Source organism: Duganella dendranthematis (assembly GCF_012849375.1).
Taxonomy (GTDB): domain Bacteria; phylum Pseudomonadota; class Gammaproteobacteria; order Burkholderiales; family Burkholderiaceae_D; genus Rugamonas; species Rugamonas dendranthematis.
In genome coordinates, this window is record NZ_CP051684.1 from 6144339 (window position 1) to 6168711 (window position 24373).

Here is a 24373-nt window from a genome sequence, read left to right on the forward strand (position 1 = left end):
CGCCCTGTATCAGGGTACACTTCATAATCCTTCCAGGGAGCACGAATCATGGCAGTTATCAGCAGTCCTACTTACGACCCGACCACCACCGCGACCAACCTCGCCAACTCCTATGTCGCGCCGACCAAGGCCATCCTCGACAAGCAGGGTACCAAGGCCACGGCGGTCGGCACCGGTCTGACCGCGCTGAGTTCGGCGCTGAGCGCGTTCCAGACTGCGCTGCAAGGCCTGGCCAGCAGCACCACCACGGTCACCGCCACCAAGGCCACGTTCAGCAACACTGCGATCGCCACCGCCACCGCCAAGGCCAGCGCCACCCCTGGCACCTATTCGTTCTATGTGCAGCAAATGGCTACGGCCGGCCAGGTCGCCTACGATATCGATAGCGGCGCTGGCGGCGCCGGCCCGGCCGGCGCCAACGCCGGCAACTTGACCATCAACCTGAAAACCGGCGACCCGATCGACGTCGACCTGAGCAAGGCCGACAGCAACAACGATGGCTTGTTGAGCGCCAAGGAGGTCGCGGCCGCCATCAACGCCTCCAGTGACAACAAATCGCGCGTGACCGCCTCGACCATGACCATCAATGGCAAGACGCGCCTGGTGCTGACCTCCAACACGACCGGCGCAGATAACCAGGTGGCCTCGATCGATAGCTCCGCTTCGGTGGACGCGGGCCTGAGCGACGCCCTGTCGACCACCAACCAGAGCGTGCTGACCCAGGCGGTCAATGCCCAGGTGCTGGTCGGCGGCAAGAACGGCACCCTGGTCGAGCAAGCCTCGAATACCTTCAACGTGATCGATGACGTTTCCTTTACCGTCACCCAGGCCCAGGGCGCCAGCGATGCAGCGGTCAGCCTCACAGTCGGCCAGGACAGTACGGGCACCGCCGCCAATGTGCAGAAATTCGTCGACGCCTACAACGCGCTGATGAGCGCGGTGGGCACGCTGACCAAGGCCGGCGACCACACGGTGGTCGAGTCGACCGACACCAATGCCACGCCGTCGCCGACGGCGGAAGACGCGGCGTTCTACAACGACGCCGGCGTCACCAACCTGCGCGACCGCCTGAGCGCCATCCTGCGCGACGCCACCGGCGGCCAGTCGCTGGTCAGCTACGGCATTACCGCCACCAAGGACGGCACGCTGTCGCTCGACTCGACGCGCCTGAACAAGGCCATCGCCGCCAATCCAAATGGCCTCGACAAGCTGTTCGGCCGCGCCGGCATCGGCGTCGACAGCGGTGTGCTGGGCGCGATGAACAAGCTGACCACCGCCTGGACCTCCAGTGCCGGCGGCTTCATCACCCAGCGCAAGGAACAGAACGACAAGCTGCAAAGCAACCTGGCGGACCGCCAGGCCACGCTGAAAGACCAGTTCAACAACGCCTACAAACGCTATCTGACGCAGTTCACCGCGCTGCAGCAGCTGCAGGCGTCGATGACCAACACCTCGAATATGTTCACGGCGATGTTCACGTCGGACAGCAGCAGTTAAGTAACTTATTTTTTGACGCAGTACAGGGAAGACCATGATGAATCAGGAAGCCTACAGCAGTTACCACTCCACCAATCTGGACGCCCAGGTGGCACGGGCGTCGCCGATCGAACTGGTGCTGGTGCTCACCGACGGCTTGCTCGAAGAGCTGGCGCGCGCACGCGGCCATATGGTAGGCAAGCGCTACGAGCTCAAGGCCAACAGCCTGAACAAATGCACCGACATCATCAACGGCCTGTCGAGTTCGCTCGACTTCGATAACGGCGGTGAGGTGGTGCAAAACCTGGGCCGCCTGTACGAATACTGTGCCGGCCGGTTGTACACGGCCGGCGTCAGTCTCGACCCCAGCGTCATCGACGAAGTCACCACCCTGCTGACCACCATCAAGAAGGGCTGGCTGGGCGTGCAGCAGATCCAGGCCAAAAATGGATAGACAGCGCACCCTGCTGCAATTGACGCAGAAAATGAGCGCCGCCATCGCCGCCGAAGACTGGCGCACGCTGACGGCGATCAACACCATGCTAGCCACCACGTTGCCGCAAATGGCGGCGCAAGGCAGCTGGAGCAGTGCTGAACGGGCCGCGCTGGCGGCCCTGCGGCAGATGCACAATGAAGCCGTCAAGCGCTGCGACCTGGCCACCGATGCCTTGGGCCGCAAGTTGCAGCAATTGCAGGCAACCCAGGAGGGCTGGTTGGCTTACGCCCTCGACAGTGAACACGCAGACACCGGAATCCAAGCATGACCATGACACTCTCCAGCGCAGCGGCAGCCGCTCAAGCCGCACGCGCCGAACTCACCGCCCCGGTGGCCGCCAACAACGCCACCGCGGCGGCTGCCGCCAATACCGGCAAGAGTACGGCCGTCTCCGCCAAACCGGCGAATAGCAGCAACAGCAGCAAGAACAACAGCGGCAACAGCAGCGCGAACAGTGCCAGCAGCAGCACCAAGAACATCACGGCGCAAGCCAGCCAGAAGCCGGCGCAAAAGCCAGTCCAGGCCGTCACCCAGCAGCCTGAGCGCAGCAGCGCCGACGCTGCCGCCCAGGCCGCACTGGCAGCCGCCACTGCCGCCGCGCCGGTCGCCGCACCGCTGTTTTCCCAGCTGCTGAATCTGGCCGATGTGAGCAACGCCGCCCAGGCCGACGCGCAAGCCAGCACCGACGGCAGCCAGCCGGTAGCCGATGACGCCGCCGTTGCCGGCAGCAGCAGTGCCGCCGCCAGCAGTCTGCTGCCGGCCATGATCACCTCCATGCTGAGCATGACGCCGGCGCCAACCCAGGCCGCCCCGGCAGCCACCGACGGCGATGCCGCGCGCACCGACGCCATCAGCGCCACCTCGACGCTGAGCGCCAACGCCACCCGCCTTAACCTGGCCGCCGCCAGCGTCGCCGTGACCCCGGCCGAGGACGCGTCGGCCATTAGCGCCGCCGCCAAGCTGGCCGCCACCGCAGTCGCCGCACCGGCGGCCGCCAGCAGCAACGCCGCTGTTGCCAGCAGCAACGCCGCTGTTGCCAGCAGCGTGGCCGTGGCGATGGCCGAACCGCGCCAGGCCACCAGCGATTCCCCGGCCCCGACCCCAGCCCCGGCCGACAACGCCGCGCCAGTGGCTGAGGCCGACAACGCCGTGCCGGTGCAGCCTGCCGTGGTCGCGCGTCCGCAGCCATCGTGGGCCGCGGCTGCGCCGCGCGCTGCCGACAGCAGCGCCAGCTATGCCGCCACCGCCGCCAATACGGCTGCCGCCAGCAATGCCGGCGCCGACGATGGCAACCGCAGCCTGACCGGCGCCACCACCTCGGTCAACAGTCTTAACATCAGCCAGGGCACGACCCCGGCCAGCAGTCAGGCCAGCAGCACCGTGACCCTGGCCGGTTCGCCGGAACAGTGGCAACAACCGCTGCGCGACGCCCTCGGCGACCGCCTGCAATTGCAGCTGCAACGCAATAACGACCACGCCGTGATCCGCCTGGAACCGCCGAACATGGGCAGCATCGAAATCTCGATCCGCCACAGCGCCGGCGCGCTGCAGGTCAACCTGACCGCCAGCAACAGCGAAGTGGTGCGCCAGCTCAACACCATCGGCGACAGCGTGCGCCAGGACCTGTCGACCAAACAGTTCACCGATGTCGCCGTCACCGTGTCGTCGTCGCGCGCGCAGTCGCAGACCGACCAGGGCGGCCAGGGTGGCCGCAACGGCCAGCAGCGCGACGAGTCCGGCCGCACGCCGGGCCGCGCCCTGTCCGACGATGACAGCACCGCCACCTTTGCCATGACCGGGGAGTAATCTGCACAATGAAGAACATGAAAGTCATCATCGCTGTCGTCCTGGCTGTGGTCGTGGGCGGCGCAGTGGCCGGCGGCGCGGTCTGGTATATGTCTAAAGGCGGTGAGGAAGCGGCGGCAGCGGACGGCAAGGATGCCAAGAAGAAGCCGGCCAAGAAGGAAGAAAAGAAACCGGGCGAACCGCCCAAGTATCTGACCGTCGATAAAGTGGTGGTGATGCTCAAGCATCAGCCGGACGAAACCGTGACGCATTATCTGTCGGCCGACCTGGTGGTGTCGACCAGCGCCAAACGCGAGAAGGAAGCCAAGGAAACCCTGCCGATGCTGCGCAGCGTTGCCGTGAAAACCCTGTCCAACCTGCCGATGGCGACCGCGCGCGTGATGACCATCGACCAGTTTGCCGCGGAATTGAACAAGGCCTTCGACCACGAGTTCGAGGAAGAAGGCCGCGAGAAGCCCTTTGACGAAGTCATGATTGGCAAGCTCATCGTCGAGTAAGCCATAGCAGCATGAACACCAGTGGAGCGGGCATGGGATACGTGGAAGAATTTGCAGATACTTATGCCGAGAGTTATGGCGAGCACGGCGCCGCGCCGCTGACGCACAGCGTGGCCGACGAGCAAAAGCATCTGATGGCGTATGCGCCGCTGGTCAAGCGCATCGTGCGCCAGCTCAACTCGCAGATCGCCGGCGCCATCGACCGCGACGACATGGAGCAGATCGGCCTGATGGGTCTGCTGGAAGCATTGCGCCGCTACGGCGAGCCGGACGGCGCCTTCGGCAGCTATGCCAGCCTGCGCATCCGCGGCGCCATCCTCGATGAGCTGCGCCGCCAGGACTGGCGGCCGCGCGCGGTGCGCCAGCAAAGCCACAAGCTGCGCGACGCCGTGCGCGCCCTCACCCGCAAGCTGGGCCATGAACCCAGCGAGCAGGAAATCATGAGCGGCCTGAACCTGACGGCGGACGCCTACCAGGCTTACCTGCTGGATGAGAACGCCGAGCTGATCGCCAGCTTCGACGACATCCTGCACGAAAGCCTGAGCAACGACAGCGCCCCCAGCCCGGAAGACCAGCTGGTGGTGCGGCGCAGCCTGGAGCAGGCGCTGCGCGGCCTCGACGAGCGCGAGCAGCGGGTGGTGCAAATGTATTACGAGTTCGAATTGAGCTACAAGGAAATCGCCGCCGTGCTGGACCTGACCGACGCCCGCGTCTGTCAGCTGAACAAGGCGGCGCTGAACAAAATGAAAGCAGTTCTGCAAAGCACCTGATACACATCGGGCGCGAGGCAGCAGGGATTAGAAAAATGACGCGGAAAGGCGAATCATCATGCAGCAAATAGTCGGCATTATCATCGTTTTAGGCAGCGTCTTCGGCGGCTTCTTCATGATGGGCGGAGCATTCCATCAGATCTGGCAACCGATCGAGCTGATCGTGATTGCCGGCTCGGGCATTGGCGCGCTGGTGATCGGTAACCCGACCCACGTGCTCAAGGAGCTGATGACGCAGATCAAGAAGATCATGAAGAAGAAGTACGACTCGGAATTCCAGCGCCAGTTGCTACTGCTGATGTACGAGCTGCTGCAACTGGCCGCCGGCGGCCTGAAGGCGCTCGACGCCCACGTCGAGGCGCCGAAGGACAGCCCGCTGTTCCAGCGCTATCCGCGCATTCTGGAAGAACCGAAACTGCTGGCCTTCATCGTCGACAACTTCCGTCTGATGGCCATGGGCAAAATCAACGCGCACGAACTCGAAGGCGTGCTGGACCAGGAACTGGAAGCCATCCACACCGAGCAGGAACAGCCGGCCAAGTCGCTCAACAAGATCGGCGAAGCGATGCCGGGCTTCGGCATTCTGGCGGCGGTGCTGGGGATCGTGATCACCATGAACACGGTGAGCGAAGGCGCCACCTCGGGCGAGATCGCCGAGCACGTCGGCGCCGCCATGGTCGGGACCTTCATTGGTATTTTCCTGTGCTACGGCCTGATCGATCCACTGTGCAATATGCTGAAACAGCTGGTCAACTCGGAAGCCGCCAACAAGGAAACCGTCAAGGTGGTGCTGGTCACCCACGTGGCCGGCAAACCGCCGCTGCTGGCGATCGACGCCGGCCGCCGCCTGGTACAGCTGAACATCAAGCCAAGCTTCGCCCAGCTGGAACGCTGGATCAACGATCTGGAAGGCCGCGACAGCGGTTCGTCCGACAACTCTGGTCGCGGAGGACGTGGTGCTAAAGCCGCATGATAAAGCGCATGACCAGACCATCATCAAGCGTGGTGGCGGCAAGCACAAGCACGACGACCACGGCGGCGCCTGGAAAGTAGCGTTCGCCGACTTCTGTCTCGCGCTGATGTGTTTGTTCCTGGTGCTGTGGCTGATGGCGGCGCGCAATACCGAGTCGCTGCAACAGATCCTGACCGAGGCCGACGGCGCCAAGACCGACCAGGGCAAGGGCGTGATGCCGGAGCAGGTCGGCGGCCCGCGCGGCAGCCTGATCGACCGCTTCCCGATGCCGCACTTCGGCAGCACCGAAACCGAAGGCACCAAGAAGGCCCAGGCCGAGCAGACCGACATCCCGTCCGAACCATCGTCCAAGGTACGCTATGACAGCCCGGACGACCTGGCCGCGCTGTCCAAGGCGCTGACCAAGATGAGCGCCGACTACGGCCTGACCTCGAATCTGGAAGCGGTGATCACGCCTTACGGCCTGCGCGTGATGATGCACGACACCGACCGCCAGGGCATGTTCGTGCGCGGCAGCGCGGTGCCGACCGACAAGTTCCGCGCGCTGCTGCGCAAGATGGGGCCGCTGTTCAAGCAGATGGAAAACCAGATGCTGATCGTCGGCCACACCGATTCGCTGCAATACGCCGACACCAGCTATGCCGCCTTCTCCAACTGGACCTTGTCGGCCAACCGCGCCATGTCGGCCCGCGCCCAGCTGCTGGCCGGCTCGATGAATCCGGAATCGGTGCTGCAAGTGGTGGGCATGGCCGACCGTGCGCCGCTCGACACCAAGCGCGTCGACGCCGGCGTCAACCGCCGCATCGAATTGCTGATTCTGACCACCGCCCAGGCCAAGACCATTGCCGCCATGTTCGGCATGCCGGAAAACAGCAGCGCCCTGATCCACGATGTCGACACCGCATTGCCGGACGCCACCGTGTTGCAGAAGCTGCGCAACCAGCTCACCGGCCAGGGCGACAGTCCGTTGCGTGATCCGCGACGCAACAAATAAGACAGACGTATGGAAACCAAGCCAACAAGAGGCACCCGCATGAGAATCTCGACATCGACTCCGGACGGCTTGGCCGTCCAGCGCGTAGCCGACAGCGCCCCGGCCGACGCCGCCGAGGCACTGGCGCCCGCCCCGTCCGCCGCACCGTTGCAATCGTCGGTCATGCAGCCGGCGCTGCAGGCGATGCGCGAGATGCCGGAAATCGACCAGGAAAAAATCGACATGCTGCGCGATGCGCTGGCCAAGGGCGAACTGCCGTTCGACCCGGCCAAGCTGGCCGGCTTGATCCAGCGCTTCCACGGGAGCGAACAGTGACGGTTAGCACCGCAGTAAGCAACCTCAGCCGCCAGGACGCCATGCGCGCCCTGCTGGCCGGTATCGCCGATGACCTGCAAGCCTATGCGCAGTTGCAGGAACTGCTGCACGAACAATTCCGCGCCTCGCTGCGCCACAAAGCCAGCGAACTGCAGGCCGCCGCCGAAGGTATCGGCACGCTAGTCGACGCCATGCAGCAACGCCGCAGCGATCGCGTGGCGCTGGTACAACGTTTAGTTGGTGAAACTGGCAATATGGCTCAGGCTTTTGCCTTGCTGAAAAATGCGGCACGGGAGAAAATGGAGGCTGACTGGGCATCGCTGGAAACTGCGGTGCTCGAGTGCAAGCGCCTCAGCAAACGCAACGGCGATTTGCTGGCCGAGCAATACACCATCATGCAGCGCGTGCTGCATGGCGAGGAGCAGATTTATGCGCCAGCTTAGCGGGATGCAAGCCACCGCCCCCACTGCCGCCACCGTTTCCAATATGACCGCCAGCCGCCCAACCGCAGCCACTGGCGGTGTTGCGTCTGCCGGCAGCTTCAGCAGCGCCTTTCAGCAGGTCCAGACCGACGTCGCCACCTACATCGCCAAGGGCGACGGCGGCTTTCCCAGCGACGTCGCCCCGTCCCAGGCCATGAGCTTGCAAGCCATGGCGCTGCGCAACCGCGCCAGCGGCGTCATCGACGAAGAGAATGGCGTCGACAGCGACAGCCAGCAGCAATTCCTGGCCGCCATCCAGCCGTGGGCCAAGGAAACCGCCGACAAGCTGGGCGTGGCGCCGGAACTGGTGGCCGCCCATGCGGCGCTGGAATCGGGCTGGGGCAAGCAACCGCTGAAGAACGGCGCCGCCAACGCCAACAACCTGTTCGGGGTCAAGGCCGGCAGCAGCTGGCAGGGTGACGTCGCCGTCGCCAGCACCACCGAATTCGAACATGGCGCATTGCTGAAGAAGACCGAGCGCTTCCGCAGCTACCCGGACACACGCAGCGCCTTCCGCGACTACGCCGATCTGCTGACCAGCAATCCGCGCTACGCGGCCGCCCTCAACACCGGCAGCGATGCACGCGCCTTCGCCAGCGGACTGGCCAAGGCCGGCTATGCCACCGATCCCAACTATGCAGACAAGCTGAGCAAGGTGGCCACGCAATTGCAGCGCGGCGGCAAACTCAGTCCTACTCCGACGGAGAACTAGCCGTGACCGGCATCGACATGGGTTCCACCGTGGCGGCGCCGGTTACGCGGGCGCGGATCACCGTGCCGTTGGCATTGCGCACCCGCACCGTGTCGCCACGGGCGCCGGCGTCCAGCGCCTCGCCAGCCATACTGACCTCGATTTCATCGCGGCGCGCGACAATCCGCACCGGGTCCCCGCGCTTGACCACCGTCGGCGCCATCAGCAGCGTCTTGCGCACTACCTCGCCAGCCCGCAGCGCCCGCTTGCCGCTCATGCCGACCACGTCTTGCGGATCGCTGATGACGTCGGTCAATGAGCCGATTTCGTGGCGCTCCAGCAACACATCTTCGTCTGCCAGAACTTTACCAATCGCCAAGTCATTTGCCATGACGGCAATGCGCGCACTGATCTGGGCGCGCACGATGAACTCGTACCGCCAGCCGCCGGCGCCGGCGCAAACGGCGATGAAACGCATGCGCGCCGGTTGCCGGGTATCGGCGCCCTGCACCGTGACGCCTTGGGAACAGGCCGCCAACGGCCGCGAACCCGGCACGACGGTGACGCTGAATTGCGGTTCGATCAAGCCGCTCGACGCTGTCCAGCGCGCGACATGGTCGTGCGCGGCTTTTTCCACGAGCGGCGGCACCTGCTCGGCAGTGACCGCACTAAAGGCGACCGTTGGCAAATAAAATGAAATGCAAACCAGCAACTTACGGGCCGAAACAGTTACAATAGGTTTGTTGAACATGAGCAATACCTCTACTATGATGCCGGAAGCGGTGGCCCACCAGGGCTTGGCCGCCATTCTACATGGCAAGTAGCAACTGGTACTCATGCCGATGCGTTTTACTGCAACGTCACACAGGGGAAGAAGATGGGCATTAACTTCAAAGATGCGGCTGGCGTCCACGCCGATGCACTGGCCTTGCGCGCCGACCGCACCCGCATCCTGGCGGCCAACATCGCCAATGAAAACACGCCGGGCTTCCAGGCCCGCGACATGGACTTCAGCGCCACGCTGGCCAATGTCCAGGCCGAAGGCAATGGCGACATCGGCGACGGCGGCGAAAGCGCCAACCTGTTCCGCGTGCCCTACCACCCTACGCGCGACGGCAACACCGTCGAGATCGGCGTCGAACAAGCCGCCTTCTCGCAGAACGCCACCGATTTCCAGACCAGCCTGACCTTCGCCAATATGCGCTTCAAGGGTCTGGCCAAGGCCATCAGCGGTCAATAAGCGGCCGTCACAGGAGTATCAGATGTCGTTCAAGAATATTTCCGAGATTGCCGGTTCGGCCATGGCGGCCCAGACTGTGCGCCTCAATACCATCGCCAGTAACCTGGCCAATGCCGATTCCGTGGCCGGCACCGAAGCCGACACCTACCGTGCCCGCAAGCCGGTGTTTGCCGCCGTCATGGGCGACAGCCCGGACGGCATGGCCAGCGCCGGCGGCAAAGTGCAGGTGCTGGACGTGGTGCAGTCGGCCGAGCCGCTGCGCCAGGTCTACGAGCCGGGCAATCCGATGGCCAACGGCGACGGCATGGTGTTCTACCCCAACGTCAACCAGGTGGCCGAGATGACCGACATGATGTCGGCCTCGCGCGCCTTTGAGACCAATGTTGAAGTTCTCGGCCGCATCCGCACGATGCAGCAATCCCTCCTTAAACTCGGTGAAGGCTAAGTCATGACCGTCAGTCTCCTTAATAACAACAGCAGCACCGGCACCACCACTGGCACCAGCATCACCGGTAACACCGCCAGTGAAACGTCGGATATGTTCACCAAGCTGCTGGTGGCGCAGATCCAGAACCAGGACCCGCTGTCGCCGACCGATCCGGCGCAATTCGTCCAGCAGCTGACCCAGCTGTCGCAGACCGAATCGCTGCAGAACATGGCCAGCATCACCTCGGCCAGCGCCAGCGCGCTGTCGAGCCTGCAAGTCATGGCGCTGGGCGGCCAGGTCGGCTCCGACGTCATGATCAACACCAGCACGGTCAAGCTGGACGGCAGCACCAAGGTTACCGGCCAGGCCACGCTGACCGCGGCCAGCACCAGCACCACGCTTGTACTGACCGGCAGCGACGGCGCCCGCCACGAAGTGGCGCTGGGCACGCAGGCGCCGGGCATTGTCGACTTCAGCATCGACCCGGCCAACCTCGGCCTGCCGGCCGGCAGCTACACGGTCGCGCTGGAAACCAGCAGCAAGGAGACCCCGAGCGTCAACATCCAGGGCCGCCTGAACAATGTGCGCCTGCTGTCCAACGGCAGCGTGCAGCTGAACGTCTCGAATGTCGGCGATACCGGTTCCGACACGCTGTCCGCCTTCAACGGCAAAGCCGCCACCACCATTTAATCTGCCCATTCTTCAGGAAGGTCCATCATGAGTTTCGATATCGCACTGTCCGGCATCCAGGCCATCAACGAATCGCTGGACGTCACCAGCCACAACATCGCCAATGCCGGCACCTACGGCTATAAATCGAACCGCGCCAACTTTGCCACGCTGGTGGCCGGCAGCCAGCTGAACGGCGTGCAGGTCGGTTCGACCACGCAAAGCATCGGTCTGTCGGGCGGCATCCTGAACACCGGCAACAACCTGGACGCGTCGATCAGCGGCCGCGGCTTCTTCGTCACGCGCACCGCCAACAACAGCATGCAGTACACCCGCGTCGGCATCTTCGACACCTCGCTCGACGGTTACTTGGTGGACGCTTCCGGCCGCCGCGTGCAAGGCATGGCGATCACGCCGCCAAGCACCGAACTGGGCGCCGAGGGCGACCTGGCGATTCCGAACAAATCGATCCCGGCGCAGATCACCACCAAGGCCACCTATGTGGGCAACCTGTCGGCCGACTGGACCGTGAAGGACGCTTTCCCAGACGACGTGACGCCAACCACGCCGCCGGATCCATCTACCTACAACGTCAGCAAGTCGACCGACATGTACGACAGCGTCGGCACCAAACACGTGCTGACGCAGTACTTCAGCATGACCGGCCCAGGCGCGGTGACGGTGAATTACGCGCTTGACGGCAACCTGGTCGGCCCGGCCAAGGAACTGGCATTCGACCCGGGCACCGGCCAGCTGAACGCCGACGCCGACAGCACCAAGACCGTCAACGCTCTCGATTTTTCGCAGCTGGACACCACCGACGCCACCAAGTGGCCGAAGTTCGCCAGCGGCGCCAAAATGAGCGGCGCCGTCACCATCGACTACACCGGCACCACCTACTTCGCCGGCGAGACCTCAACCGCCTCCAACTCGCCGGTTGACGGTTACAGCGCCGGCGCATTTTCCGGCGTCTCGCTGGGTACCGATGGTTCGGTGATCGCCAAGTACACCAACGGCCAGAGCCAGACCGTCGGCCGCGTGGTGCTGGCCACCTTCGCCAACGAGCAGGGCCTGACCCAGGTCAGCGACACCAGCTGGGAAGCCTCGACCGCCTCCGGCACCGCCAATACCGACGTCGCCGGTGTCGGTGTCAACGGCACGCTGAACGTCGCCACGCTGGAACAGTCGAACGTCGACATCACCTCGGAACTGGTCGGTCTGATGACCTCGCAGCGTAACTACCAGGCCAACTCCAAAGTGATCCAGACCGAAAGCACCATGCTGCAATCGCTGATGCAGGCGATCTAAGGACTAACCGATGGATGCGCTGATTTACACCGCCATGAGCGGGGCCGAACGGGCCCTGCGCGGCCAACAGGTCCACGCCAACAACCTGGCCAACGTCGACACCGGCGGTTTCCGCGCCAATATGGAGCTGACCACCGCGCAGACCGTCAACGGCTACGGCTACGACGACCGCCACATGGCGCAGTTGCAGGCCAATAGCGTGTCGACCAAACCGGGCACGATGAAGAGCACCGGCCGCGAGCTCGACGTGGCGGTGGCCGGCGCCGGCTTCCTGACGGTGCAGACCGCCGGTGGCGGCGAAGCCTACACCCGCGCCGGCAATATGGTGCTGGATGAAACCGGCACGCTGCGCGTCAACGGCGACGTGGTGATGGGCGAAGGCGGTCCGATCACGCTGCCGGAGTACACCCGTATCGACATCGGCAACGATGGCACCATTTCGATCCAGGCGCCCGGCACCACCATCATGCAAACCATCGACAAGCTGCGTCTGGTCAAGGCCGAAGGATCGGAACTGACCAAGAACGAAGCCGGCCTGCTGGTGGCGCGCGATGGCGCGCCGCTGGCCACCGACCCGAGCGTAGTGGTGCGGCCCGGCCACCTGGAAGGCAGCAATGTGTCGGCGGTCGAAGAAATGGTCGCCACCATGAGCCTGAACCGCACGTTTGAAATCCAGATGAAGTTGTTTACGTCGACCGATTCGATGACCGAAGCCGGCAACCGCCTGATTAGCGGCAGCTAACCACACACCACCAGGGAGAAATCATGAATCCAGCAATGTGGATCAGCAAAACCGGCGTGCAAGCTCAGGACATGAAGCTGCAAACCATCGCCAATAATCTGGCCAATGCCAACACGGTCGGCTTCAAGCGCGACCGCGCGGTGTTCGAAGACCTGTTCTACTCGGTCGAAGCACAGCCAGGCGCACAGCGCGCCGACAACAACACGCTGGCGCCGTCCGGCGTGCAGCTGGGTAACGGCGTGCACCTGGTCGGCACCCAGAAGGTGTTCACCCAGGGCGTGTTGCAAACCACCAGCCGCGACCTCGACATTTCGGTGATGGGCAATGGCTTCCTGTCGGTGCGCCAGCCGAACGGCGAAACCGCCTACACCCGCGCCGGCCAGTTGCAGGTCGACGCCAATGGCATCCTGGTCAACGCCAGCGGCCTGCCGCTGATTCCGCAGATCACCGTGCCGGCCAACGCCACCGCGCTGACCATCGGCGAAGACGGCACCGTGTCGGCCAAGATCGCCGACAACGTCACGCCGCAGGCGCTGGGCCAGCTGACGCTGACCTCGTTCATCAACCCGACCGGCCTGCTGGCCCTGGGTGAGAACCTGTTCGCCGAAACGCCGTCGTCGGGCACGCCGACCGAAGGCCAGCCGGGTACCGCCCAGTGGGGCAAGATCAAGCAAGGCACGCTGGAAGGCTCGAACGTCCAGGTGGTCGAAGAGATGGTCGACATGATTGCAGCCCAGCGCACCTACGAGATGAACACCAAGGTGCTGTCGGCAGCCGACAATATGCTGCAGTACCTGTCGGCGGCGGCACGCTGATGCACACCGCACTGCGCTCCACGCTGCTGCTGGCGACGCTGGCCCTGGCCGGCTGCGCCCAGTTGCAGCCGCCGGCGGTGCGGCCCGGTCCGTCCGACGAACCGCCACCGGCGGCTCGCAACAGCGGCCCGCGCGGCGTCTCGGGCGGCGTGTTCAGCTCCGACGTCGGCCTGTCGCTGACCTCGGACAGCCGCGCCTTCCGCGTCGGCGACGTGGTCACCGTCAACCTGCTGGAAACCACACAGGCCAGCAAGAAGGCCGGCACCAGCTATTCCAAGCAGTCGGCCGACAACATCAACGCGCCTAATCTGCTGGGCAAGACCTTCGGCAAGGCGGCGATCGGCCTGGGCGCCTCCAACACCTTTGCCGGCGACGCCACCAGCACCCAGCAGAACGCCTTGACCGGCGCCATCACCGTGATCGTGCAGGAAGTGCTGCCGAACGGCCTGCTGCGCATCTCCGGCGAAAAAACCCTGACCCTGAACAACGGCGAAGAATATGTGCGCCTGCGCGGCTACCTGCGCGCGGCCGATATCGACGCCGACAACCAGGTGTCGTCACAACGCATCGCCAACGCCCGCATCGCCTACTCGGCGCAAGGCACGCTGGCCGAAACCCAGCAGCCGGGTTGGCTGACGCGCTTCTTCAACGGCCCATTGATGCCGTTCTGAGTTTTACTGAAAGACGGGTGACCACATGAATTTCCGCAAGTTTATCGCCGTGTCCCTGGCGCTCAGCATGACGCTGGGCGCCACCCTGCCGGTGCAGGCCGCGCAGGCGCTGCGCAATCTGGTCGCCATCGAGGGCGTGCGTGACAATCCGCTGGTCGGCTACGGCCTGGTGGTCGGCCTGAACGGCAGCGGCGACTCGACCCAGGTCAAGTTCTCCAGCCAGTCCGTGATCAATATGCTCAAGCAGTTCGGCGTCAAGGTGCCGGACGGCACTGACGCCAAATCGAAAAACGTCGCCACCGTGATGGTGTCGGCGGTGTTCCCGCCCGGCTACCGCAAGGGCCAGTCGATCGACGTGGTGGTGTCGTCGATGGGCGACGCCAAGAGCCTGCGCGGCGGCGCCCTCCTGCTGACCCCACTGCGCGCGGCCGACGGCGAAACCTATGCGCTGGCGCAAGGCAATGTGGTGGTGGGCGGCTACAGCGCCCAGGGCAAGTCGGGCTCGTCGATTACCGTCAACACGCCGACCTCCGGCCGCATTCCAAGCGGCGCCAATATCGAACGCGAAATCCCGAGCGACTTCAACACCAAGCCGTCGGTGCGCCTGTCGCTGCGCCATCCCCACTTTGAAACGGCGATCAACATCGTCAACTCGATCAACAAGCGCTTCGGCGACATCGCCACCGCCAGCGACGCCACCAGCGTCGACGTGGTGGCGCCGGCCAATCCGACCCAGCGCGTGGCCTTCATGGCCAAGCTGGAGTCGATGAATGTGGAAGTGGGCGAAGATGCGCCGAAAGTGGTGTTCAATTCCCGCACCGGCACCGTGGTGATCGCCGAAGGCCTGCGCGTGCGCGCCGCCGCCGTCACCCACGGTTCGCTGAAGGTGGTGATTTCCGAATCGACCAAGGTCAGCCAGCCGAACGCGCTGGCCGGCGGCACCACCGTGTCGTCGCCGCAGTCGCAGGTCAGCGCCGACCAGGGCCCGGCCCAGATGTTCAAATGGCCGGCCGGCGCCAAGCTGCAATCGATTATCGACGTGGTCAACAGCCTCGGCGCCACCCCGGACGACATCATGGCGATCCTGCAGGCGCTCGATCAGGCCGGCGCCATCGAAGGCGAACTGGTCGTCATTTAAGGATTCCGCATGAACTTCGACACTCCCCTCGACCGCAACCTGGCCAACGGCGTCGCCGGCCAGCTGAGCAGCACCGCCGTGGCGCCGCAAGCGGCGGCGCCGGGCGACACCGTCGATCCGGCCTACCGCGCCAAGGCCACCGAGGCGGCGGTCAAGTTTGAAAGCTTCTTCATCGGCCACATGCTGCACCAGATGCGCGACGGCACCCGCGCGCTGGCGGCCGACGACAGCCCGAGCAAGGACCGCATCAACCAGGACATGCTGGACATGGCCGACAACCTGGTGGCCGACCAGCTGGCCGGCAAACGCGCCTTCGGCGTGGCCGACGCCATCCTGCGCCAGCTGCTGCCGGCCGCCCCGGCCGTCCCCGCCACCACGGTCGCCGTCAATAATTCCTCCGCAAAAGTTTCCGAATCGCAAAATTCTCCGGAATCGCTTAATCAGCAGCAATAAACGGTCGCCCCTTATTACTATCGGACCCGTGGGCGCCGGCGTTGTGCAGCGCGCCACGGGTTCCTCGGACTTCACCAGGAAAAGACCCGCACCATGACCATTACTTATAACGCACTGTCGGGCGCCCTGGCCGCCCAGGCCGCACTGAATACCGTCAGCCAGAATCTGGCCAACGTCCAGACCCCGGGCTACACCCGCCAGGGCGTGCTGCTGAAGGCGACCGCGTCCGATCCGGGCACGCTGTCGGCGGGCAATGGCGTGCAAATTGGTTCCTTGCTGCGCTTCAGCAATACCTACCAGCTGCAACAGATGTGGCGCGCCAATTCGGATCTGGGCGCACACGCGCAGACCCAGCCTTACCTGACGGCGCTGGAAACGGTCATGAGCGACGAGCAGTCCAGTATCAGTTATGGCATCGACAACTTTTTCAAGGCGCTCAATGCGGCCGGCGTCGATCCGACTTCCAGCCCGCTGCGCCAGCAGGTGGTCACCACGGCCAACTCCATGGCCCAGCAGTTCAACTCGATTTACAACGTGGCTGCCAACCAGGTGATCTCGGTCACCCAGCAGCAGCAGGCGATCCTGCCGTCGCTGAACGAATCGCTGGCCGGCATTGCCTTGCTGAACAAGCAGATCGTCTCGGTCGGCGGCACCGGCACCAACACCTCGGCGCTGATGGACAAGCGCGAACAGCTGATCGACAGCGTCTCGGCGCAGGTCGGCGTGGACGTGGTCTACAACCCGAACGGCAGCGTCAACGTCTCGCTGAAGAGCGGCGAGCCGCTGGTGATGAGCGACTCCGCCTCGACCGTGTCCTACAGCACCGAAAGCGGTTCGCCGGTGCTGCAGCTGAGCTACTCGAATGTCAAGTTCACGCTGGACGACACCAAGGTCGGCGGTCAGCTGGGCGGTTTGGGCGACTTCAAGCAAAACACGCTGATTCCGCTGCAGACCTCGATCAAGGAATTGGCTGACCAGGTCGCAACGCGGATCAACGCCGCCCAGGCCACCGGCTACACCGCCCCGGGCGTCACCGGCGAGCCGATGTTCGAGGTGCCCGCCACCACCGGCATCATGCAAATCAGTGACGGCTTTACCAGTGGCGGCCTGGCGTTCTCCAGCGACGGCACGCCGGGCGACAGCGGCAATCTGCAGAATCTGATTGACGTCAAGGGTCAGAAGATCCAGCTGTCCTCGCTCGGCAACACCGACGTGGTGCTGAGCGACGCCGACACCCAGCTGGTCGGCAAGCTGGGCATCCAGAGCCAGCAAAACCAGGCCCTGCTGGCGACCGCCACCACCGTCCGTTCGCAGGCGGAAGACGACTGGAAATCCACCAGCGCCGTCAACAGCGACGAAGAAGGCATCAACCTGGTGGAATTCCAGAATATGTATCAGGCCAATATGAAGGTGATTGCCGTGGCCAATACCCTGTTTGAATCCACGCTGCAAATGTTCGGTTAAGGAGAGCTTCATGCGTATCGCCACCAGTCAATTCCAGGCCACCATGACGCGCAGCCTGCAATACAACCAGGGCCAGTTGTCCTCGCTGAGCGCGCAAATGTCCAGCGGCAACAAGATCCAGGTACCGTCCGACGATCCGGTCACCGCCGTGCGCCTGTCGCGCCTGGCGCGCGAGGAAGCCATCCTCGGCCAGTACCAGGACAATATCGGCGCCATCAAGATCCGCCTGTCGTCCAACGAGACCTATCTGCAGAGCATGGTCAACGACATCACCCAGGCCCACGACCAGCTGGTGCTGGCGGCCGACGGCAGCAACACCGGCGACGACCTGAAGTCCATGGTGACCACCTTCACTTCACTGCGCGACAGCCTGCTGTACAGCGCCAACGAAAAAGACCAGGAGGGCAATTATGTGTTCTCCGGCACCGCTACCGGCACCCCGGCCATCAGTTACGATGCCAGCGCGCCGCTCGGTTCGCGCTACACCTTCAGCGGCAACACCAATCAGCAGAAGTCGGTGATCGGCAACGGTATCAGCCAGACCGTCAACGTTGACGTCTCCGGTCTGGAAGGCATGCTCAACAAGCTGGACACCACCATCGATGCCTTGTCGCAGACCACCGTCGACCCGGGCGATCCAGCAGTCAAGGCCGCCATTGCCGACAGCATGGACAGCACCAGCGCGACGCTGGAGCTGGTAGCGGGCAAGATCGCCACCTTCGGCGGCGCGCAAAACGTCATGGACACGCTGAACGGCAATCACGCCAACGTCAGCCTGTCGAACCAGAACGCGATTTTCGAATTGAATTCGCTGGACTACGGCCAGGCCACCGTCGAGCTGAACGGCTATAACACGGCGCTGCAAGCCTCGTACAAGGCTTACGCCAAAATCAGCGGCCTGTCGCTGTTCAACATCCTGTAATTTTATAAGCGCCGCCTCGTATGCAAATTTCGTCCGCCTCCACGCCTCCGGTGATTGTTCCCGGCGCCAACGCCGGCAGCAATGCCAGCGCGGTGGACGGTACCGCGCTGGGCTTGAACGGCGAAAACGCCGCCACCGCCACGCCGGTCACGCCGACCAATAATGCAGCGGCGCCGCTGCGGCGCGGTCTGAGCAATTGGGACCAGCCGCTGCAAGGCGATATCTCCGGCGCCCAGCAGGCGCTCGACTTTCTGGAACAGAGCGCGGCCCAGCTGCGCAGCCTGAAATCCGACCTCAGCACCCGGCTGGCGACCCGCCAGCGTTCCGACGGCGCGCTGGAAGCACGGGTGCGCCAGTTTAGCAACAGCTGGCGCAGCCGCACCAGCGCCTCCGGCGGCACGCTCGACAGCCAGCTGAATTTCAGCACCAAGGGCAGCAACACCAGCTTCACCGTGCGCGGCCTGAACCTGAGCAACCTGCGCGGCGGCGCCCGCGAGGTGATCGCCGTCTCTATTGGCGGCGGCCAGAATGTGCGCTCGGTGGTGCTGGAGCCGGGCTTGAGCGACGAGCAGATTGCTCAGCGCTTCAATGACGCGCTGGCGCCGGCCGGCGTGCGCGCCGAGATCAGCGACGACGGCCAGCTGACCTTTTCCACCGCGGAATCGCAGTGGGCCAATGTGCGCGACACCATCTCCCTGCAGGGCGGCGGCATCCGCTTCCCCGGCGGCCAGCTGACCCGCGTCAAGGCCGATGCGGAGGCGCCGCAAGTCGATCCGGACACCTGGCAAACCACCGACCTCGAATCGATCCGCACCACGCTGGCCCAGGTGGTGCAGTCGCTGTCCAAGGTCGAGCAGTCGATCGCCTCGGTGCGCCAGGCGCTGGCCCAGGTCGCGGCCCGCGTGCAAAGCGCCGATCCGACCGCCACCAAGGGCGGCATGGACCAGGTGGCGCAGAATTTCGTCTCCACCACCAAGCAGCCCGGCTACCAGTCGCTGCTGTCGATCACCTCGGCGCTGGCCGGCATCAGCCGCGAGCGCGTGATGTCGCTGCTGCGCCTGCGTTCTTGAACCGTTAGTGCAGTAGCTGCAGGCCGCGCTTGGCCAGAGCGGCCAGTTCTTGCGCCGGCAGCGCGCCGGCAAACGCATATCCCTGGGCATAATCGCAGCCGGCCATGGCCAGCAAGCCGCTTTGCGCCGCCGTCTCCACGCCCTCCGCCACTACCCGCAGCCCCAGCTTGTGGGCCATGACGATCAGCGCCTCGCACATCGCCAGGTCGCCGCTGTCGTTGGCCAGATGCTGGATAAAGCTGCGGTCCAGCTTGAGCAGGTCGATGCCGAAATGCTTGAGATGCGACAGCGAGGAATAGCCAGTGCCGAAATTATCCAGCGCCACCTGCAAGCCCATCTCGCGCAGGTCGCGCAGGCGTTCGGCGGCGCGGCTGGCGTCCATCAGCACGCCTTCGGTAATCTCCAGCACGATGCTGCGCGGCGCCAGGCCCAGCTCCGCCGCATGGCGCAGCCAGTCCACATACAGCGCGGTATCGCCGCGCAACTGCGCCGACGACTGGTTGATGCTGACCTGGAAGCCCTTGCCCAGCTCGTCCTGCCACTGGCGCGCCTGCTGCGCGGCCTGGCGGAACACCCAGTCGCCGATTTCCAGCATCATGCCGCCGGCTTCGGCGCACGGCAGGAATTCGGCCGGCGCCAGCAGTCCGCGCTGCGGATGGCGCCAGCGCAGCAGCGCTTCGGCGCGCTCGATCTTGCCGCTGCGCAGATTGACGATGGGCTGGTAATGCAGCGCGAACTGCTGCTGCGCCAGCGCCGTCCGCAGATCCAGCGTGGCCTGCTGGCGCGCCTGCGCCGCCAGTTGCAGATCTTGCGTGTAATAGCTGTAGCGGTTGCGGCCGCTTTGCTTGGCAGCGTACATGGCCTGGTCGGCCGCGCGCAGCAGCTCATCGGACGCGCTGGCGTCGGCCGGATACAGCGCGATGCCGACGCTGGCCGAGATCGACGGCTGCGCGCCGTCCAGCACGAACGGCCTGCTCAGCAGTGTCAGCATGCTCTGGGCGATGCGGTCGACGCCATCAACCTGTTCCAGCCCCGGCAGAATGACGATGAACTCGTCGCCGCCCAGGCGCGCCACCGTGTCCGAATTGCGCACGCAGCGGCCGATACGGCGCGCCGCTTCCACCAGCAAGGCGTCGCCCTGCGCATGGCCAAGCGTGTCGTTGACGGCTTTAAAACCGTCCAGATCGATGAACAGCAGCGCCAGCAGCAAGCCTTCGCGGCGCGCCTTCTTCAGCTCCTGGCCGAGGCGGTCCTGGAACATATGCCGGTTGGGCAGCGCGGTCAACGTGTCGAAGTTGGCCTGCTGCCAGATCAGCTCGGCGGAGGCGCGGCTGTCGGTGATGTCGCTGACCAGCGCCAGCGCGCCACGGTAGCCGCCCTCGCTGTCGAAGATCGGATTGGTGGCCAGCGTGGCCCACAGCTCGGCGCCGTCCTTGCGGAGGAATTTGAACTCGTGGCGCGCGGCCTGGCCCTGCTGACGGCGCGCGATATTGCGTTCGAGGATGGTGCGGCCTTCCTCGTCCATGAAGGCCACCAGCGGCTGTTCCAGCATCTCCTCGATACTGTAGCCGAGCATCTGCGCCATCTTCGGATTGACGAAGCTGGTACGGGCGGCGGCGTCGATTTCCCAGATCCCTTCCTCGGCATTGTGGACGATGCGGCGGAAGCGTTCCTCGCTGTGCTCCAGCGCCGGCAGCTTGCCTTCGGCCGGCTCCAGCACCACGCGCACGGCCTGGCCGCTGCTGTCGGCGCTGGCGCGCAGCGACACCGGAAAACCCTGGCGGTCGCGGCCGCGCAGCATCTGCAGATTGCATTGTTCGGGCTGGGCGCTGTTGACGGCGCGCCGCAGGAAACGGTCGAAGTCGTCGTGGAAGCGCGGCGCCACGAACTGGCGTAGCGTGGCCCGCTCGGGATTGGCGCGCGGAATGCCGAGCTGATCGGCACCGACCACATTCATCTGCAAGATGGTGGTATCGAACGACAACACGAAATAGCCGACCGGCGCCAGTAGGTAGATGTCGTTGAACCATGATGGCTCGACGGCATCGGCGGCGGCCGCATCAGCGTTTGCATTGATAGCATAAGGCTCGATCGCAGCCTGCCCCGGCAATACCGACAGGCCAGCAATCTCAGCGTGCATAGTCTTATCCATACACCCCCTTGGTTGATGTTTTAAGACTAACATCTCGCAACGGGGATGTCGAGCGTACCGCTTATCTGCTGCGGTGTGCGCGGTTCAAGCGTTGTTCCGCGCGCCGTTGCAGCGCCTCGAACAGCAGGCTGAGCAGCCAATAAATGGCCGCCGCGCTCAGGTACAGCGGCAGCGGCTGGAAGGTGGTGGCGATGACTTCCTTGGTCGACAGCATCAGCTCGGTCAGCGTGATGACCGACACCAGCGAAGTATCCTTGATCAGGCTGATCAGCGTATTGCTCATGGCAGGCACCGCTACCCGCAGCGCCTGCGGCAGCACCACGTAGTACAGCGTGCGCCAGTAGCCCAGGCCGAGGCTGTAGCTGGCCGCCCACTGGCCCTGGCTGATCGAGGAAATCGCGCCGCGCAGGCTCTCCGACAGGAAGGCGCCGGAGTTCAAACTGAGCGCCAGGATGCCGGCCGTGACCGGCGTAAATTCAATGCCGACACTGGGCAGGCCGTAGTAGATGACGAACATCTGCACCAGCAGCGGCGTGCCGCGCATCAGGCTGACATACACGCCGGCCGGCCACGCCAGCAGGCGGTACGGCAGCATGCGCAGCACCGCCACCGGGAAACCGATCAGCAGCCCGCCCACCATCGCCGCCAGCGCAAACAGCACCGTATAGCCGGCGCCGCGCAGCATCACCGGCGCGGCTTCGCGCAGCAGGTCCAGCAACTCCATCGCTTACGGCGCCTTGCTGACGTCGACGCCGAACCACTTCAGCGAGATGGCCTTGAGGCTGCCGTCTGCCGCCGCGTCCGCCAGTACCTTGTTCAGCGCCTGCTTGAATTCGGGATTGCCCTTCTTGAACGGAATGCCCATGCGCTCGACCGCGCCGACCTGCGCGCCAGCCTTGATCGGCAGTTTGGAGATCTTCAGCAGATAGGCCGACATCAGGCTATCGTTGAGTGCGGCGTCGATGCGGCCGGCCGCCAGGTCCGCCATGGTGTCCGGCGCCGCCGCATAGCTGCGCACTTCGATGCCGGTCGCAGCCTTGGCCTGCTGCTCGTAGACGCTGCCCTGCCCCACGCCCAGCTTCTTGCCCTTGAGGTCGGCCAGCGACTTGTAGCCGGCCGTCTCGTTGTTACGGACGATCAGCTGCGGCATCGAGTAGATATACGGTGCGGAAAAATCGAAGGCCTGCTCGCGTTTGGGATTGATGCCGACCTGGGCGACAATCACGTCATACTTGCCCGCCGCCAGCCCGGCCAGGATGCTGGCCCACTCGCTGGTGACGAATTCCACTTTCAGGCCCAGCTTGCTGGCGACCAGGCGCGCGACGTCGACGTCGTAGCCGGCCAGTTCGCCATTCTTCTCGCGGTAGTTAAACGGCGGATAGGTGCCTTCGGTCGCGACCTTCAGCGTGCCGCGCGCCTTGACGGTGGCCAGCAGGTCGGCCGCCGAAGCCGGCACAGCGAGGCTCAGCGCAACCAGCGCCAGCATAAATTCACGTTTCAACATGGAATTCCTTTCAGGGCGGACGCCTACCAGGCGCCCATGCGACGACGCAGGCCGAAGTTATGGCCAACGACCAGGATAGAACTGGCGATCAAACCGCTCAAGCCTATCATCAACTGCACCAGCTTATCGTCCGGCAGCACCCACAGCGACCCGGCCGGTGCTTCGGCAACGCGCGCGGCCGCCATGATCAGCGGCGCCACCCAGGACGCTTCGTCGGTCACGTCCAGCACCAGATGGCCGTCCTGCGTGGTTTGCAGATAGATCTCGCCGCCCTCGGCCAGCGTGAAGCAGACCCCATAGCCAGTCTCGTTCTTGCCGATATGCTGCTGCAAAGCCTGGTTGTGCTCTTCGATCCACAGTTCCACGTCGACGGGCGTTTCCAGCCCGCTCCACGTCACCGGACGGAAGCGTGGCGGCTCATTGTTGTCTTGCATGCTCATCCTGTTGCGTTGCCAAGACGCCAGTGTAGCCGATCGCGCTCAACCCTTCCAGGTGCGCTGCAAGCCGGTGTCGGCGTGGATCCAGCCGCCGCGCGGACCGGCGCGGTAATAGAAACCGACGCCGCCCTGGCGGAAACTCTTGACCAGCCCGCCCAGCACCTCGGCATTGAGCGTGGCGATGCGGATGTCGGCGGCGCGGCCGACCATGTGCAGCGACTGGCGCGCGGCCGGCACCCCGGCTTCGCGCAGCTTCTGGTTGGAAGCCGGCGTGCGGTAGCCGGACAAAATTTCCAGCGGCGCATCGATACCGTAGCGCTGCACGAAGGCTTGCGTGCCCCACAGCGTTTCAAACAGTTTGGGATCGATGGTGCGGGTCTCGTTGCCGCCGTTGACGTCGCGCAGCAAATGGCACAAGTCCTGGTAAGCCGATTCGATAATTTCGCCGTCTTTCCAGTACAGCAACTTGGCGCGCTCCTTGCTGGCCGGACGCACCACTTCAATAGTGCGCGGACGCAGCCAGAATTCCAGGTCAAGCGCCTGGGCGTCGAAAATATCGGGTGGCGGTTCCATGCCGTTCATGCCGGCGCCGGATGGGGCCAGTTGGTCGGCGGCGCGCGGCATGCTTTGCGCCTGCGCCTGAACTGGCGCCGCCGGTTTGACGACCGGCTTGCTGGAAGCCGTCGTGCTGCTATGCCGCACCGGCGTGCTGGTGGCACAGCCGATCAAGGGCACAGATAAAAAACTCGCAGCGGTCAGCCCTAACCCCTGCTGTATGAAAGCTCTGCGCGATGCCATAGTCTATCCGTGAAAAGCAATGTTGTTACTATAGCCTATGCAGAGGGAAACACAAATGACCCT

General features: G+C 64.4%; 29 protein-coding genes. 23 read left to right on the forward strand and 6 right to left on the reverse strand.

The genetic code is table 11. The annotated features are described in order from the left end of the window. Positions 1-48: 48 nt before the first annotated feature. The 11 genes from fliD to HH213_RS28175 are packed head-to-tail and all read left to right on the forward strand — an operon-like array spanning position 49 to position 8521. Positions 49-1497 carry a flagellar filament capping protein FliD gene (gene fliD / locus HH213_RS28125; protein ID WP_169114468.1) on the forward strand — a complete coding sequence of 483 codons (1449 nt, stop codon included), beginning with the start codon at positions 49-51 and terminating at the stop codon, positions 1495-1497. Between the two features lie 34 nt (positions 1498-1531). After that, a complete protein-coding gene (gene fliS / locus HH213_RS28130) occupies positions 1532-1930 on the forward strand; it encodes a flagellar export chaperone FliS (RefSeq protein ID WP_110849552.1) in 399 nt (132 codons plus the stop codon). Further along, on the forward strand, positions 1923-2240 hold the full coding sequence (locus HH213_RS28135) for a hypothetical protein (protein WP_169114469.1): 318 nt from the start codon (positions 1923-1925) through the stop codon (positions 2238-2240). The genes fliS and HH213_RS28135 overlap by 8 nt, the downstream gene beginning before the upstream one ends. Further along, a complete protein-coding gene (locus HH213_RS30490) occupies positions 2237-3778 on the forward strand; it encodes a flagellar hook-length control protein FliK (RefSeq protein WP_169114470.1) in 1542 nt (513 codons plus the stop codon). The genes HH213_RS28135 and HH213_RS30490 overlap by 4 nt, the downstream gene beginning before the upstream one ends. 8 nt (positions 3779-3786) lie before the next feature. Beyond that, positions 3787-4275: a flagellar basal body-associated FliL family protein gene (locus HH213_RS28145; protein WP_110849549.1), complete on the forward strand. Its 489-nt coding sequence runs from the start codon at positions 3787-3789 to the stop codon at positions 4273-4275. Positions 4276-4307: 32 nt separating this feature from the next. Next, entirely contained in the window at positions 4308-5045 is a 738-nt protein-coding gene (locus HH213_RS28150; protein WP_110849548.1) for a FliA/WhiG family RNA polymerase sigma factor, read from the forward strand. 58 nt (positions 5046-5103) lie between these two features. Next, complete coding sequence (gene motA / locus HH213_RS28155; RefSeq protein WP_110849547.1) at positions 5104-6018, forward strand: flagellar motor stator protein MotA; 915 nt, start codon at positions 5104-5106, stop codon at positions 6016-6018. Next, on the forward strand, positions 6002-7012 hold the full coding sequence (locus HH213_RS28160) for a flagellar motor protein MotB (protein ID WP_110849546.1): 1011 nt from the start codon (positions 6002-6004) through the stop codon (positions 7010-7012). Before motA ends, HH213_RS28160 begins: the two co-directional genes overlap by 17 nt. Positions 7013-7051: 39 nt before the next feature. After that, a complete protein-coding gene (locus tag HH213_RS28165; protein WP_110849545.1) occupies positions 7052-7327 on the forward strand; it encodes a flagellar biosynthesis anti-sigma factor FlgM in 276 nt (91 codons plus the stop codon). Continuing rightward, on the forward strand, positions 7324-7770 hold the full coding sequence (gene flgN, locus HH213_RS28170) for a flagellar export chaperone FlgN (RefSeq protein WP_229263206.1): 447 nt from the start codon (positions 7324-7326) through the stop codon (positions 7768-7770). Before HH213_RS28165 ends, flgN begins: the two co-directional genes overlap by 4 nt. Continuing rightward, positions 7757-8521: a glycoside hydrolase family 73 protein gene (locus HH213_RS28175; protein WP_169114471.1), complete on the forward strand. Its 765-nt coding sequence runs from the start codon at positions 7757-7759 to the stop codon at positions 8519-8521. Before flgN ends, HH213_RS28175 begins: the two co-directional genes overlap by 14 nt. Here HH213_RS28175 and flgA read toward each other — a convergent pair. Continuing rightward, entirely contained in the window at positions 8502-9137 is a 636-nt protein-coding gene (gene flgA, locus HH213_RS28180) for a flagellar basal body P-ring formation chaperone FlgA (RefSeq protein WP_229263207.1), read from the reverse strand. The genes HH213_RS28175 and flgA overlap by 20 nt on opposite strands. A 240-nt stretch (positions 9138-9377) precedes the next feature. Here flgA and flgB point away from each other — a divergent pair, with 240 nt between their 5' ends. The 12 genes from flgB (at position 9378) to HH213_RS28240 (ending at position 19419) form a co-directional block, all read left to right on the forward strand. After that, on the forward strand, positions 9378-9740 hold the full coding sequence (flgB, locus tag HH213_RS28185; protein WP_110849543.1) for a flagellar basal body rod protein FlgB: 363 nt from the start codon (positions 9378-9380) through the stop codon (positions 9738-9740). 22 nt (positions 9741-9762) lie between these two features. Further along, on the forward strand, positions 9763-10185 hold the full coding sequence (flgC, locus tag HH213_RS28190; RefSeq protein ID WP_161045240.1) for a flagellar basal body rod protein FlgC: 423 nt from the start codon (positions 9763-9765) through the stop codon (positions 10183-10185). A 3-nt stretch (positions 10186-10188) separates the two neighbouring features. Beyond that, positions 10189-10857: a flagellar hook capping FlgD N-terminal domain-containing protein gene (locus tag HH213_RS28195; RefSeq protein ID WP_110849541.1), complete on the forward strand. Its 669-nt coding sequence runs from the start codon at positions 10189-10191 to the stop codon at positions 10855-10857. 27 nt (positions 10858-10884) lie between these two features. Continuing rightward, positions 10885-12144 (forward strand): flagellar hook protein FlgE, encoded by a 1260-nt coding sequence (locus HH213_RS28200; RefSeq protein WP_169114473.1) that lies wholly within the window; start codon positions 10885-10887, stop codon positions 12142-12144. Between the two features lie 10 nt (positions 12145-12154). Then, on the forward strand, positions 12155-12886 hold the full coding sequence (locus tag HH213_RS28205; RefSeq protein WP_110849539.1) for a flagellar basal body rod protein FlgF: 732 nt from the start codon (positions 12155-12157) through the stop codon (positions 12884-12886). A gap of 23 nt (positions 12887-12909) precedes the next feature. Continuing rightward, positions 12910-13701 carry a flagellar basal-body rod protein FlgG gene (gene flgG / locus HH213_RS28210; RefSeq protein ID WP_169114474.1) on the forward strand — a complete coding sequence of 264 codons (792 nt, stop codon included), beginning with the start codon at positions 12910-12912 and terminating at the stop codon, positions 13699-13701. Continuing rightward, positions 13701-14372, forward strand: coding sequence for a flagellar basal body L-ring protein FlgH (flgH, locus tag HH213_RS28215; protein ID WP_110849537.1), 672 nt, complete (start codon positions 13701-13703; stop codon positions 14370-14372). Before flgG ends, flgH begins: the two co-directional genes overlap by 1 nt. Positions 14373-14397: 25 nt before the next feature. Then, entirely contained in the window at positions 14398-15510 is a 1113-nt protein-coding gene (locus HH213_RS28220) for a flagellar basal body P-ring protein FlgI (RefSeq protein ID WP_169114475.1), read from the forward strand. Positions 15511-15519: 9 nt separating this feature from the next. After that, on the forward strand, positions 15520-15963 hold the full coding sequence (locus tag HH213_RS28225) for a hypothetical protein (RefSeq protein WP_169114476.1): 444 nt from the start codon (positions 15520-15522) through the stop codon (positions 15961-15963). Positions 15964-16056: 93 nt separating this feature from the next. Then, positions 16057-17427, forward strand: a complete 1371-nt coding sequence (gene flgK / locus HH213_RS28230) for a flagellar hook-associated protein FlgK (RefSeq protein ID WP_110849534.1) — start codon at positions 16057-16059, stop codon at positions 17425-17427. Positions 17428-17437: 10 nt separating this feature from the next. Next, entirely contained in the window at positions 17438-18349 is a 912-nt protein-coding gene (gene flgL, locus HH213_RS28235; protein WP_110849533.1) for a flagellar hook-associated protein FlgL, read from the forward strand. Between the two features lie 20 nt (positions 18350-18369). Beyond that, positions 18370-19419 carry a hypothetical protein gene (locus tag HH213_RS28240; RefSeq protein ID WP_110849532.1) on the forward strand — a complete coding sequence of 350 codons (1050 nt, stop codon included), beginning with the start codon at positions 18370-18372 and terminating at the stop codon, positions 19417-19419. A gap of 4 nt (positions 19420-19423) precedes the next feature. Here the strand turns inward: HH213_RS28240 and HH213_RS28245 are convergent, their stop codons facing one another. The 5 genes from HH213_RS28245 to HH213_RS28265 form a co-directional block, all read right to left on the reverse strand. Then, complete coding sequence (locus HH213_RS28245; RefSeq protein WP_229263208.1) at positions 19424-21559, reverse strand: putative bifunctional diguanylate cyclase/phosphodiesterase; 2136 nt, start codon at positions 21557-21559, stop codon at positions 19424-19426. Positions 21560-21632: 73 nt separating this feature from the next. Then, positions 21633-22295 carry an amino acid ABC transporter permease gene (locus HH213_RS28250; protein ID WP_110849530.1) on the reverse strand — a complete coding sequence of 221 codons (663 nt, stop codon included), beginning with the start codon at positions 22293-22295 and terminating at the stop codon, positions 21633-21635. A gap of 3 nt (positions 22296-22298) precedes the next feature. After that, positions 22299-23075, reverse strand: coding sequence for a transporter substrate-binding domain-containing protein (locus tag HH213_RS28255; protein WP_169114478.1), 777 nt, complete (start codon positions 23073-23075; stop codon positions 22299-22301). 23 nt (positions 23076-23098) lie between these two features. Then, a complete protein-coding gene (locus HH213_RS28260) occupies positions 23099-23509 on the reverse strand; it encodes a hypothetical protein (RefSeq protein ID WP_169114479.1) in 411 nt (136 codons plus the stop codon). A gap of 45 nt (positions 23510-23554) precedes the next feature. Continuing rightward, a complete protein-coding gene (locus HH213_RS28265) occupies positions 23555-24310 on the reverse strand; it encodes a YcbK family protein (RefSeq protein ID WP_443093323.1) in 756 nt (251 codons plus the stop codon). Positions 24311-24373: the final 63 nt, after the last annotated feature.